The sequence below is a fragment of the Pseudomonas sp. MT92 genome, from assembly GCF_058792515.1.
In genome coordinates this window covers 187,446-200,076 of record NZ_JBXAFA010000012.1, presented here as the reverse complement: position 1 = coordinate 200,076, position 12,631 = coordinate 187,446, and the positions used below count along the sequence as shown (strand labels likewise).

10 protein-coding genes are annotated in these 12,631 nt (G+C 59.0%); 5 read left to right on the top strand and 5 right to left on the bottom strand.

What is annotated here, in order from left to right:
• Positions 1 to 3: 3 nt before the first annotated feature.
• The gene (locus AC1Q6D_RS22345) at positions 4 to 1,542 is read right to left on the bottom strand and encodes an HDOD domain-containing protein (protein WP_103403377.1); all 1,539 of its coding nucleotides are present in this window, start codon (positions 1,540 to 1,542) and stop codon (positions 4 to 6) included.
• Between the two features lie 165 nt (positions 1,543 to 1,707).
• Here AC1Q6D_RS22345 and motA point away from each other — a divergent pair, with 165 nt between their 5' ends.
• Both motA and motB read left to right on the top strand, forming a co-directional pair.
• Complete coding sequence (gene motA, locus AC1Q6D_RS22340; protein ID WP_103403337.1) at positions 1,708 to 2,559, top strand: flagellar motor stator protein MotA; 852 nt, start codon at positions 1,708 to 1,710, stop codon at positions 2,557 to 2,559.
• Between the two features lie 2 nt (positions 2,560 to 2,561).
• Entirely contained in the window at positions 2,562 to 3,632 is a 1,071-nt protein-coding gene (gene motB / locus AC1Q6D_RS22335) for a flagellar motor protein MotB (RefSeq protein ID WP_103403336.1), read from the top strand.
• A 49-nt stretch (positions 3,633 to 3,681) separates the two neighbouring features.
• Here the strand turns inward: motB and AC1Q6D_RS22330 are convergent, their stop codons facing one another.
• From AC1Q6D_RS22330 to rsgA, 4 genes are all read right to left on the bottom strand, one after another.
• Entirely contained in the window at positions 3,682 to 4,173 is a 492-nt protein-coding gene (locus tag AC1Q6D_RS22330; protein WP_103403335.1) for a toll/interleukin-1 receptor domain-containing protein, read from the bottom strand.
• Positions 4,173 to 5,132, bottom strand: a complete 960-nt coding sequence (locus AC1Q6D_RS22325; protein WP_103403334.1) for a caspase family protein — start codon at positions 5,130 to 5,132, stop codon at positions 4,173 to 4,175. The genes AC1Q6D_RS22330 and AC1Q6D_RS22325 overlap by 1 nt, the downstream gene beginning before the upstream one ends.
• Before the next feature lie 2 nt (positions 5,133 to 5,134).
• Positions 5,135 to 5,542, bottom strand: coding sequence for a TIR domain-containing protein (locus AC1Q6D_RS22320; protein WP_103403333.1), 408 nt, complete (start codon positions 5,540 to 5,542; stop codon positions 5,135 to 5,137).
• Between the two features lie 210 nt (positions 5,543 to 5,752).
• Positions 5,753 to 6,784, bottom strand: a complete 1,032-nt coding sequence (gene rsgA / locus AC1Q6D_RS22315; protein ID WP_103403332.1) for a small ribosomal subunit biogenesis GTPase RsgA — start codon at positions 6,782 to 6,784, stop codon at positions 5,753 to 5,755.
• Positions 6,785 to 6,891: 107 nt separating this feature from the next.
• On the opposite strand from rsgA, the gene orn reads away from it, so the two are divergent.
• The 3 genes from orn (at position 6,892) to AC1Q6D_RS22300 (ending at position 12,408) form a co-directional block, all read left to right on the top strand.
• On the top strand, positions 6,892 to 7,434 hold the full coding sequence (orn, locus tag AC1Q6D_RS22310; RefSeq protein WP_103403331.1) for an oligoribonuclease: 543 nt from the start codon (positions 6,892 to 6,894) through the stop codon (positions 7,432 to 7,434).
• Positions 7,435 to 7,678: 244 nt separating this feature from the next.
• Entirely contained in the window at positions 7,679 to 8,290 is a 612-nt protein-coding gene (locus AC1Q6D_RS22305; protein WP_047536697.1) for a trimeric intracellular cation channel family protein, read from the top strand.
• A 341-nt stretch (positions 8,291 to 8,631) separates the two neighbouring features.
• Entirely contained in the window at positions 8,632 to 12,408 is a 3,777-nt protein-coding gene (locus AC1Q6D_RS22300; RefSeq protein ID WP_256590142.1) for a protein phosphatase 1 regulatory subunit 42, read from the top strand.
• The last annotated feature ends 223 nt before the right edge of the window (positions 12,409 to 12,631 follow it).

Sequence of the window (12,631 nt, the reverse complement as noted above, 5' to 3'; positions counted from 1 at the left end):
GCGCTATTGGCCGCGGCGGCTAAAGTTTTGCAGCGCTTTCTCGATGCACTGTGCCGTTTTGCCGAAGGCTTGCACGGTGATTTCCGAAAACGGCCCGCCGCCCTGATCCGCCACGACAATCATGATCACCCGGCCATTGTTGACCAGCGAGCGCAGCAGCAGGTGTTCGCCGCTGAACTGCGCGCGCAGGCCGTTGGGCAGCAGGGCTGAAAATTGTGCGTTGTTGGTCGGGTTAATCCGTACCTGGGCCTGTTGCGAAAGCAAGCGTTGCAGCACGGTGCTTTGGCTGACCGCAAAGTTCATCGCCGCCACTTCTTTGGGCAGCCCCGCCGTTTGGTGCACTCGCAGGTTGGCGTGGGTGCGGTCGGCCATCAGGATCATCACGCGGCGCATGCCGCAGGCGACGAGGGCGTCCCGGGCAGCGATGGTCAAGTGCATGGCATTGGTGAAGTGACTCGGTTCGACCAACAGCTCGGCGCATTGCTTGCGCCATTTCGCCAGGTCCTCGGCGGTGGGCGCTGGTGCCGGCAGCAAAGCGGCATGGATGCGATTCATGCCCCACGGCCAGATCAACGCTTCGGCGGGGTGCCAAAGGTCAGGCATGGCGTGATGGCGCGCACTGTTGGCGGCCTGTTGGTGCAATTGCTGTTGCACGTCTTCCATCGGTACTTGCAGGTATAGGCTGGTCAGATACTGCCACCGCTGGCTGTGCGGACTGTCCCAGGCCTGGTGCGCCGACAATGCCAGACCGTTGGCCAGCAACACGGTATTGGCCGGTTGATTGAGCCAGCGGCGCAGGGTCGGATCGTCATCGAGGCGGTTCTGCTGGCGCAATGGATGCTCGCTGTCGCGGGCAATGCGCAGAACCTTCACCAGTTCCCGTTGCTCGGTGAGCAGCAGACGGTAGCCCTGCTGCACCCAGATCGGCAGGCGCCAGATGTCCGCCAGGGCCTGGCCGATGTCCAGCAGGCGTACGCCAAACAATTGCTTTTCGACCTTGCGCGCCGACTCGCCTTTATGAATGACCCGCAGTTCCCAGTCCTCCAGCAATTGCGGGTGAGTCAGGGCCAGTGGCCACAGCGGCGACAGAAACAACAGGCTGCCCCAGTAGATGTCCTGCCACAGGCGCGCCAGGCGACTGGCAAAAAAACCATTGGCCTGTTGCGTGGCATGCTGGCTGATCATCTGCAATTGACGCAGGGCTTTGGGGATGTCGGTTTGCGGCAGTACGGGCATCCGGTCGAGCAGTTCTTCAGTGCGTTTGAGGCCAAGACGATTGATGGCGACCTCAAGGTTTTCCGCCGGCTCGGTCATGCTGCCATGGGTATGCCGGTTGGCTTCGCGAATCACGCTCAAAGCCAGGGGCGGGCTTTCCTGCATCAATTCGGCGATGTCGCGCAACGAGCTGCGATGGTCGCGAATGGCCAGCCAGACACGGTCATGGATGGCCTTGGGAACCGGCAGGCGCACATCATCCAGAAGCTTGACCCAGCCTTCGAGTGTGGTCGGTTTTGGCGTTGGAACGTTCGTTTCGTTAACCATGTTGGAGGCGATCATCGTCAGCGTTAACTGTGCCCGGAGTGGGTCAAATTGGCTTTTCGCCTGAACTGGCTATAGTCTGGCGCAGTTTTGCCGATAAGTAGAAGAAGAGATTTTTTAACTTCCGAATATGACCTTGAACCCGACTCAGTAAGTGCTCTCCTACCTATGGCTAAAATTATCGGCATCATCGTCGTATTCGCGAGCGTGCTCGGCGGATACGTGCTCTCCCACGGCAAAATTGCAGCCCTGATCCAGCCTTTCGAGGTGATGATCATCGGCGGCGCGGCCCTCGGCGCATTCTTGCAGGCCAACCCCGGCTACATGACGATGCACGTGCTCAAGAAGTCCCTGAGCATGTTCAGCTCGCGTTTCAGCCACGGCTTCTACCTTGAAGTCCTGGGCCTGATCTATGAAATCCTCAACAAGAGCCGCCGTGAAGGCATGATGGCGATCGAAGGTGACATCGAAGATGCCGCCGCGAGCCCGATCTTCGCCAAGTACCCGGCGGTCCTGAAGGATGAGCGCATGACGGCGTTCATCTGCGATTACCTGCGCATCATGTCTTCCGGCAACATGGCACCTCATGAGCTTGAAGGGCTGTTTGACATGGAACTCTTCAGCCTCAAGGAAGACCTGGAGCATCCATCCCACGCCGTGAACGGCATCGCCGACGCCATGCCCGGTTTCGGTATCGTCGCGGCGGTACTGGGTATCGTGGTGACCATGGCGTCCCTGGGCGAAGGTGACCAGAAGTCCATCGGCCTGCACGTGGGTGCGGCACTGGTCGGTACGTTCTTCGGTATTCTCGCCGCCTACGGCTTCTTCGGCCCGTTGGCCCATTCCCTGGCCCACGATGCCAAGGAAGAGCTGAACGTCTACGAAGCCATCAAGGCCTCGCTGGTCGCCTCGGCTTCCGGCATGCCGCCATCGCTGGCCGTGGAGTTCGGACGCAAGGTTCTGTACCCGGCGCACCGTCCTAGCTTCGCCGAGCTGGAACAAGCGGTTCGCGGTCGTTAAGCATGGAAAACAATCAGCCGATAATCATCAAGCGCGTCAAGCGCTATGCCGGTGGGCATCACGGGGGCGCCTGGAAAATCGCCTTCGCCGACTTCGCCACGGCGATGATGGCGTTCTTCCTGGTGTTGTGGCTGTTGTCCACGGCGACGCCGGAGCAGAAGATCGCCATCGCCGGTTACTTCAAGGACCCGATCGGCTTCTCGGAAAGCGGTACGCCGTACATCATCGATCTGGGCGGCACGCCGACCCTGGCGCCGGAAAACACCCTCAATCCCGAGGTGAAGTCCCAGCCACAACCGGACAAGGTAACCGTCGACGCCGAACAGGTCGAAGGCATGGCCGAGATGGTCGAGAAGGAGCGTCTCGAACTGTTGCTGCAAGAGTTGCAGAACAAGGTCGAAGAGAATCCGCAACTGCAGAAATTCAAAGACCAGATCATGTTCGAGATCACTCCGGACGGCTTGCGCATCCAGATCGTGGACGCCGAAAACCGGCCGATGTTCGACTCCGGCAGTGCCCGCTTGAAGCCGTATTTCGAAGACATCCTGCTGGCCATGGCCGACACCATCAAAGCGGTGCCGAACAAGATCAGCATCAGCGGCCATACCGATGCCAAGCCGTACACCGGCACCGGTGATTTCGGCAACTGGGAACTTTCGGCCAATCGTGCCAACGCCGCCCGCCGTGCGCTGGTCGCGGGAAGCTATCCGGATCAGCAGGTGGCGCGTGTCGTGGGGTATGCCTCATCGGCGCTGTTTGATCGTGAACATCCGTTCAATCCGATCAACCGTCGTATCGACATCATCGTGCTGACCAAGAAAGCCCAACGCGCCATCGAAGGCTCGCAAGGGGCCGAACCTGCCCCTGATGCCACGAAAGCAAACGGGACGCCCGGAGCAGCGCCGGCTGCACCCGTCGATCCAAATGCGTTGCCGGCGGACAAGGAACCGTTGCCGGCGCATGAGCTTCGCGAGCGTCTGAATTTGTTCGAAGATCCGGCGCCGAAACCGTCAGCACCCGGGAGTGCGGCACCAGCCCCCGCCACTGCACCGGCCCCAGCGCCGAAGCAATGACCCACAAAAAAGGCCGACATCGCAGTCGGCCTTTTTTGTGGGCGCGATTTCAGAAACCGCGGGAGATTCTGGATTTGAGATCAGTATGAAACCGATCGGCGTTCGTTCTGTTGACGCTGCGCATGGACTCGCGGCCGGTGATCGATTCCAGTGACATCGAGCGTTTGAGTGTCGCTTCATCGCGATAGGCCTCGATGAAAAAATCGATGTCCTTTTCACGCGTCAGTTTCGGCCATTTATCGAGGTACAGCGGCAATTCTGTCGGTCCGGTCTTGAACGAGCAGATGCGCCGGTTGGTAATGGTCGCCTCGCCAATTTCGAACGGCACCCACCAGGACAACGCCGTCTTTTCCGATACCACCGCCAGCAAATGCGTGCACTCACTGATATTGCGGGTGATTACGCCGGTGATGTCGTCGGTGGTCTGGGACTCTGGGTCCAGCACATCCAGATAAGTTCTGATGTTGGCCTGCATCAGGCGGCTGTTGATGTTCATCGCATAGGCGCGATCCATGTGGCGGTAGCTGATAAACACAGGCATCAGAAATGTCCCTTGATGGCCAGTTCGCGGTAATAGGCGCCGAGGGCGGTGAGGCGGCATCCGGTGGAGTGAATGGCCGCGTAATACATATGTTCGGCATCCACTGGTTCGACCAGGCTGTGGCGGTTGCACTTTTGCAATTGGGCGAAGACTTCGCCGTGCTCCGGGTTGAATTCAGGTTCGGTGGGCTCAAAGCTGGGGGCGAGGGGGTAGACCGACTCCGCTTCGGCAAACCACTCGGGCAGCTTGCGCAGGATTTCCTTGGGGATCAGCGGCGAGACCTCGCGCAGGGAAATGAACTGCGACACATTGGTCTTGAACACCGGCCGCTGTTCCCAGGCGTCGAGGGCGTTGTCTACGAATGAATAAAGGCTGCCCGGGGTGATTTTGCCGAGGATGTTCGCGGCCCCGCCATGCAATGCCTGAAGCAGCAAACCGGTGAAGACTCCGTGGCCGGCGCCTTCCATCGCCGGCTGTTCTTTTTTGCACGCCGTCAGAATGGTCATGCCCTCGCCAATCACGCTGCTCTCGCTGCGCAATGCGCGTATTTCGCCGGCCGACCCGCCCTGGCAGCAGTCGAGAATGATCACCTTGTTTTTGATTTTCGTGGCTTTGCTCGCCCAGTTGAGAATGTCGCTGATCCGGATACCGTCCTTCGCGGACTTGTAATCCTGAGGGATCAGCATGCCTTCGTCGGTGTCGAGGTCGAAACTGCCGTGGCCGGCGAAATACAGCAGCGCGACGTTGCAGTCGCCGGAGAACAATTCGCGGATCTGGTCTTCGAGCTTTTCTCGACTCAAGTAGTCTTCGGCGGAGGTGAGCACGATGTTCTTGAAGTTCGGATCTCCATTGGCATCGGTCTTCAATACCGAGGCCATGGCCATCGCGTCGTTGTTGCAGCCACTCAGTTGGGAAACATGGGTGTAGTTATTGATGCCGATAAACAATCCTTTGCGCATGGCTACACCGCCGTATGCTGGCGAATGGCACCAACGATGCTGTTGGTGTTCCACGCACATTCGGCATGTGCGGCGTCCCGCACCACCGTGGAAATGCGCTCGGCGCCGAACGGTTTGATCGCAATGATCACCTTGCCCATGCGCTTGGCGATTTCGATCTCTTTGTTGATCCACTTGCTGTAGGCCGAATACATCCCGGCCATGATCAGCACCGCCGAACAAGGGCGGATTTTGTTTTCAATGGCCAGCTCAAGTTGCTTGTCGGTTTGTGCGCCAACGATTGGGTTGTGTGGGGGGACTGAAAAATTCTTGAAGGTGAAGGTCGGGTGCGCGGTGAGCAGTTTTACCAGTCTGTCGTGGGCATCGGAGTAGTTCCACGAATGGCTGATGAACAGGTGATAGGTTTGCATGGGTGCCCTCGGTGTCGCCTGAATGCGAAGAGGGTTCGAATGTATGCAATTGAGGGGCGCTAACAAGGCTTGCGCGGTGAATCAGAAATGCCCTGCAAGTGCGTGGGCAGGTGTCTTACAGAGGCGTCTGACGTTTAAGGCGAGCGGGTATTCGTAGGCAGGAACGAGCGATCGCCCGCCCCAGTGGGGCAGGGCGGGCGATGCGTCTGTTTAGTAGCCGTTTTCCGGCAGACTGGCGATGATCGAGCGGTAGCTGTTCATTCGTTGTTGCTGCACGCGGCCATCTTCCAGGGCCTTGAGCAGGGCGCATCCGGGCTCGCGGTCGTGCTTGCAGTCGCGGAAGCGGCAGGTGCCGAGCAGGTCGTTGAACTCGATGAAACCGGCTTCGACGTCGGCACGGCTGACGTGGCCAAGACCGAACTCGCGGATGCCTGGGGAGTCGATCAACTCACCGCCACCGGGGAAGTGGAACAGTCGCGCGGTGGTGGTGGTGTGCGTGCCCTGGCCGGACAGTTCGGACAGCGGGCCGACGCGGGTTTCGACGTTGGGCAACAGGCTGTTGACCAGCGAGGACTTGCCGACACCGGACTGGCCGACGAACACGCTGATGCGTCCGTCCAATTGTTGTTGAAGTTGCTCCATGCCGTTGCCATGGTGCGCCGACACTTCCAGCACCGGGTAACCCAGCGTGCGGTAAACCGCGAGCAGAGCGTTCAGTGCCGGCGCGTTGTTTTCGTCGATCAAATCGAATTTGTTCAACAACAGCAGCGGCTTGATGCCCGCATGTTCGGCCGCCACCAGATAACGGTCGATCAGATTGGCATGGGGTTCGGGCAGCGGGGCGAAGACGATCACGATCATGTCGACGTTGGCCGCAACAGGCTTGAGCTGGCCACGGCTGTCCGGCCGGCAGAGTTCGGTGTTGCGTGGCAATTGGGCCACGATCACGCCGATGCCCTGGTTGCCGGCACGCCAGACCACTCGGTCGCCGGTTACCAGCGCCGGCAGGTTGGCGCGCAGGTGGCAACGGAAAACTTCACCGGCCTGTTCGCCATCAATGGCCTCGACTTCGACTTGCACGCCGAAGTGCGCGATCACCAGACCGTGCTGTTCCGGGCCGAGGTCGCCGCCCTCAAGTGCCTCGACAGCCGAGGACTCGCGTTTGGCGGCGCGGGCAGCGCGTTCGCCCTGAATCTTTTCGATGCGCCAGTTTTGACGACGATTGAGTTGGCGTTTGGCCATGGGTGTTCCGTATCAAGAATGCAGCGATTAGGTAAAACGGCCGCGAGTTTAGCACGCCCGGCCACCGGCCTAGGCTAAACTGCGCAGCATTGCCTAGGAGCCGACACATGCAAAACCCGCAGAATCTGATCTGGATCGACCTGGAAATGACCGGTCTGAACCCTGATACCGACGTCATCATCGAAATGGCCACCATCGTCACCGACAGTGACCTGAACACTTTGGCCGAAGGCCCGGTGATCGCCATCCATCACAGCGACGAAGTCCTCGCCGGCATGGACGAGTGGAACATCCGTCAACACGGCGGATCGGGGCTGACCCAACGCGTGCGCGAGAGCCGCATCAGCATGGCCGAAGCCGAAGCCGAAACCATCGCGTTCCTCGAAAAGTGGGTGCCGAAGGGCAAGTCGCCGATCTGTGGCAACAGCATCTGCCAGGATCGTCGCTTCCTTTATACCCACATGAAATCCCTGGAAAGCTATTTCCACTACCGCAACCTCGATGTGTCCACGCTCAAGGAACTGGCGGCGCGCTGGGCGCCGGATGTGCGTGACAGCTTCAAGAAAGGCAGTACCCACCTGGCCCTGGACGACATCCGCGAGTCCATCGCCGAGTTGCAGCACTACCGCAAGCATTTCATCAAGTTCTGATCATGCATCGCGAGGGCCATTGTGGCGAGGCAGCTTGTCGGGACGTCGCACCGTCCCGCTCGGCTGCGCAGCAGTCGTAAACCTGCAAACACGGTCTGACTGGAAGGCTGCAAGGGAGCGCTTCGCACGGCAACAGGGCGGTGCGGCGTCCCGACTAGCCCCTCGCCTCAGGTTTTCCGATTGCCCTCTTTTGGTGCTTGGGTGAAGTGAGTAGACTGCGCGCCTTTCTGCAAGGACCGCCACCATGTTGCTGATGCTCTACCTGATTGCCATCACCGCCGAAGCCATGACCGGCGCCCTGTCTGCGGGCCGTCGCGGCATGGACTGGTTTGGGGTGGTGTTGATTGCGTGCGTCACGGCGCTGGGTGGGGGATCGGTGCGTGATGTGCTGCTGGGGCATTACCCCCTGACGTGGGTCAAGCACCCGGAATACCTGGTGCTGACCTCTGTCGCGGCCATGGTGACGGTGTTCACGGCACGCTGGATGCGTCACCTGCGTTCGCTGTTTCTGGTGCTCGATGCCGTCGGTCTGGTGGCGTTTACCCTGATCGGCTGCATGACCGCCCTGGAAATGGGCCATGGCATGCTGGTCGCATCGGTCAGTGGGGTAATCACCGGGGTGTTCGGTGGCATCCTGCGGGATATCTTCTGCAACGATATTCCACTGATCTTCCGTCGTGAGCTCTACGCCAGCGTCTCGTTCGCCGCGGCGTGGTGCTACATGCTTTGTCTGTACCTGAATTTGCCCGGCGAACAGGCCATCCTGATCACCCTGTTCGGCGGTTTCCTGTTGCGCTTGTTGGCGATTCGTTTTCACTGGGAAATGCCAAAGTTTGTCTATAACGATGAGCAGTGAAGGATCTGCATAACATGCAAGCGAAGATGCGGTAATTATTTAACGCAGGCTGGGTGGTTGGTTTTTATAAGCTGAAGTTCAACTTCGGTTTATAGGCTGCTTGTATGTTTGATCTATGTTTAGAACATTGCACTGATGACGGTCATAAGCGATTCATTGAAGAAAAAATTCCTGATTGGTTAACCCGGGCATCACCCGACAGACGCTTGGCGTTGCGGCAAGCACCTGTCATCGTTCCTGAATGGTACCGAACGGTATCAGCGGCTTCACACGCAGAGTTGGCGCAGGCTGTCAAAGCCAGTTGGATATCCCAGGCCAAGCTGGACCGGGTGTTAGAGTCGTTGGCCGATGCCCGTCGGTTTGCCGAGCCCTTGCTGCGCCAGGCGCTGAAGAATCGTTTTGGCGTCGAACTCGATGTTACCCGCTCATACTTGCGGCTCTATTTGCCCAAAGGCATTTTGCCGGGGTATCAAGTTAAAACCCTTTCCCTGTTAGACGCGGCCCTGCATAACTTTGAGAAGAAGGAAGCCGCTGACCAGTACTTTGATAATGCATCCTGTTTTATCAGCGAGCCTGATAGCCGTGGCCATTTTCATGTATTGCCCATTAACGAACGAATAACGATCAGCGCCTTTGCTTCAATGTGCCGCGAACTGGATATCGGCGGTCAGTACGCATCACAATTGGAGGCGATTCTGTTACCCAGGGATTCGGTGGCCAAGGCCGGGCTGGCGTTCAGGGTCAAGACCAGTCAAAAAGACGCATTCAGGGCGGCTGTGATCCTGGCGCGGATGAAAGGGGACATCGGCACCGATTCCCAGGCGTCGCTGCTGCGGCTGCTGGATGGTGTGGCGGGACTGGCGTTGCGTTGTTACCAGTTGCAGATCATGACGGCCCGGCTGACCGGGATCATGGTGCTGGCGGATGATCTGGAACGTTCATCCCGCGTGGAACCATTGATCGTGTATGTGCCTGACGATCCACAGCATCCGATCAAAGAGTACCCGTCAACCCTGGCGTTCAAGACAGCGTTGACGGAGCAACTGCGTTCACCGGCCTACCAACGGTTTTTTGCCCGGTTCATCGCCCATGAGCAGCGCGGTTATTTTTTTGCCGCGCTCGACCAGCACTTGAATGCCGAGACCTGGCATGCAGTACAGCCGGGTGACCCGCGGCCGGCCTGGCGACGCACGCCCGTCGACAACCCCAAGTTGCGATTCCACGCGCACCCGGTTCAGGGTGATCCATGGCAATGGCTGTATCAGGACAAGCTCGACAAAATCCTCAATGATGCGCGCATCATCGCCGTGCCCACGGCCGATGAGGATCGCCAGTCGCGCTGGGCGCTGTGGGACAGCCTGGAAAACGTGGCTTCGATCGTCTTGCAGGTCGCAACCCTGGTGGCAATGCCCTTCGTGCCGTTTCTGGGTGAAGTGATGCTGGCGTATACCGCTTATCAATTGCTCGATGAAGCCTTTACCGGTGTTCTCGATTGGGCTGAAGGGCAAGTGTCCGAGGCCGCTGATCATCTGCTGGTCATCGCCGAGAACCTCGCGCAGCTCGGCGCATTCGGGGTGGCGGGGGCTGTGGCCGCAAAGGTGCTCCCCCTCAAGCCGTCGGCGTTTATCGAGGGGCTTAAACCGGTAGCACTGCCCGACGGTCGCATGCGTTTATGGAATCCCGACCTGCAACCCTACGAACAAACCGCTGCGCTGCCGACCGGCGGCATACCGGACGAGCAGGGGCTACAGCATCACGCTGGCAAAACCTTTTTGACGCTTGAGGGGCGCACTTATGCAGTGGGCGCCGAGGCTGAAAGCGGTACATATTCCATTCGCCACCCGCAGCGGGCCGACGCCTACCGACCGCGACTCGCCCACAACGGCACCGGCGCCTGGGCCCACGAGGTCGAGCGACCGATGCAATGGCAGGGTGCGCAACTGTTCCGGCGGCTGGGGCACTCGGTTGCAGAATTTTCCGACGAGACCGCGCAACGCATATTGGCGGTCAGCGGGATCGACGAAGCGATGCTGCGGCACCTGCACGTTAACGCGCGGCGTCCACCGGCCTTGCTGGAGGATACGATTCGACGTTTCAAGGTCGATGAGCGGGTTCGGGCGTTCCGTGAATACGTCGCCAGCCCGGACCCTGGCCTTTACGCCAAGGCTGACGTGTCTCTGCAATTGGAGCTGCTGAAGACGCAGGAGGTGGTGTTGTCCGAGGGGCAGTTGCTTGACGGCAACGTGATTCAAACCGTTGTGACCACACTGGAAGAGGGGGCCCTGAAAAGACTCCTTGGGTTGAGCACCGCGCCGGGTGACGCGCTGCCGTCAGTGTCGGTTCGTGCCTCGCTGCTGCGCAGCCGCATGGCGCAATGGGCACAAACCCGTCGCGAACAGTTGTTCGAGGCCCTTGAGGAGGCTTTCGAGTCAGGCGCGGACAGCCACACCCGGCAGATGCGCCGGGTTTTTCCACGGTTGCCGCGCACGATCGCGCAGGAGTTGTGGGCCGAGTCCGGAGCCGCTGAACGCCTGCACCTGCACAACAGGCATGGCATGCCGCGGCGAATGGCTCACGAAGCGCTGTACTACCTGCGTGAATTGCGCCTGAACCGCGCCTATGAGGGACTCTACCTGGAGGCGCAATCAAGCACGGATACGGACATGCTGGCCCTGCATATGCTCGAAACGCTCGACGGCTGGTCGGCGGACATTCGCATCGAAGTGCGTGACGTCGATGTGGCGGGCGCTCTGCATGACAGCATCGGCCGCCCCGATGCGCCGATACGCAAGGTTCTGGTCAGGCAACAGGGGCGATACGAGGCCTTTGATGAGCATGGCGAGGCGCTCCATGGCCTGGATAATCTGTTCGGTGCTGTCCAGCATGCGTTGCCCCAGGCGCAGCGCGAAGCCATTGGTTTGCCTCACGTCGGGCAGGGGAGGGAGTTGGAGCAGGCCATCAGGCGTCGGCCATTGCTGCCGCGGTCCGAATTGCGAGCGTTGTTCGGGCAACCGCCTCTGGAACCCGGTACGCGCTCTCCCATGGGGCTGGCGGTTGGTCGTTCCGGTTATTTGCTGGGCGGTGGTGACAGCCTGCCCGCGGCATCCGGCGCGATTGAGCCGCGCTTGCGCAGGCTGTTTCCCACGTTGGCGGAAGAAGATTTACAGACCTTGCGAGAGACCCGCCTGGGTGCCGATCCGTTGCCAGCCCTGGCCCATCTGGAAAATGAACACCTGACACTGCTCAATGACCTGCAGATCTGGGCCGACGATGTGCCCGCCCGTCACCCTCTGACGGATGTTGCACTGTCTGCCGAGGTGAGCGCCGCGCAAAGGCGTAATCGCGCCGCTTTCATTGAGGTGGTGAAGGCCTGTTGGCGCCGGCAACTGACCCCGGAAAACCGCTTTGACACTAGCCGGTTCTTTTCAAAACTGGACGTCATTGGCGACTTGCCTGAACTGTCGGCGGATTTCAGTCATGTGTCCGAGTTTTTGCTGGTCAACAGCAGTGGTTGTCTAAGGGCGGGCCGCTTTCTTGAAAGCTTCCCCAATCTTCAGTTCCTGACGATGAGGGGCGTTCGCCTGGAAGCCTTCCCTGTCGAGACTTTTCAGATGAGATCACTCATCTGCCTGACGCTCGAGAATTGCAACCTTCGTTTGACGCAGGCTACTGCAGAAGGGTTGGCTCATATGGAGAACCTTGAAGAGTTGGACCTGGACAATAATCCGTTGGGTCTCAGCCCTCAGGTGGTCCACATGAAGAAGCTTGAGCGGCTCCACTTGAAGTCCACCGGATTGAGGGAAGTGCCCGATGGACTGTTTGGGTTGGAAAAGTTGGCGTTTGCCGACTTGACGTTCAATGACATTGTAGAAATGCCTGATGAGTTGTTCGATGTGCCTGATACCCGCCCTGTGAATTACAACTTTACGGATAACCCCCTGAGTGCTGCGAGTCAGCAACGTGTTGCCGAATATAAAAACAATTTCAGCATTGATAAGCAGATCCTGATTCAGGTGGATGACGAGTTGGTAGACGAATTTCATGATCTGGGTGTCGAAACGGAATCCGATGAAAGTGGGGTGGAAACGGGTGATGAAAGTAGTGTGGATGACGACTGAATACAATCGACGTGTTGATTGTTGTTGCGATTGCTGCGTGTTTTTCTGAGGGCTGTAGTCGGTCTGGATTTAGAAATATAAAGTCAAGAAGAGCTGAGGTTGTCGCGCGCCAAGTGCTTAAGTTAGAGGGCGTGCGGTCTTCAGCTCTTGCGTTTCTTCGAGTGCTGAGTGTTCTCGGTGGTTATAGGGGGTGGTGGAAATAGTCTGTTAATCTTATGAATGG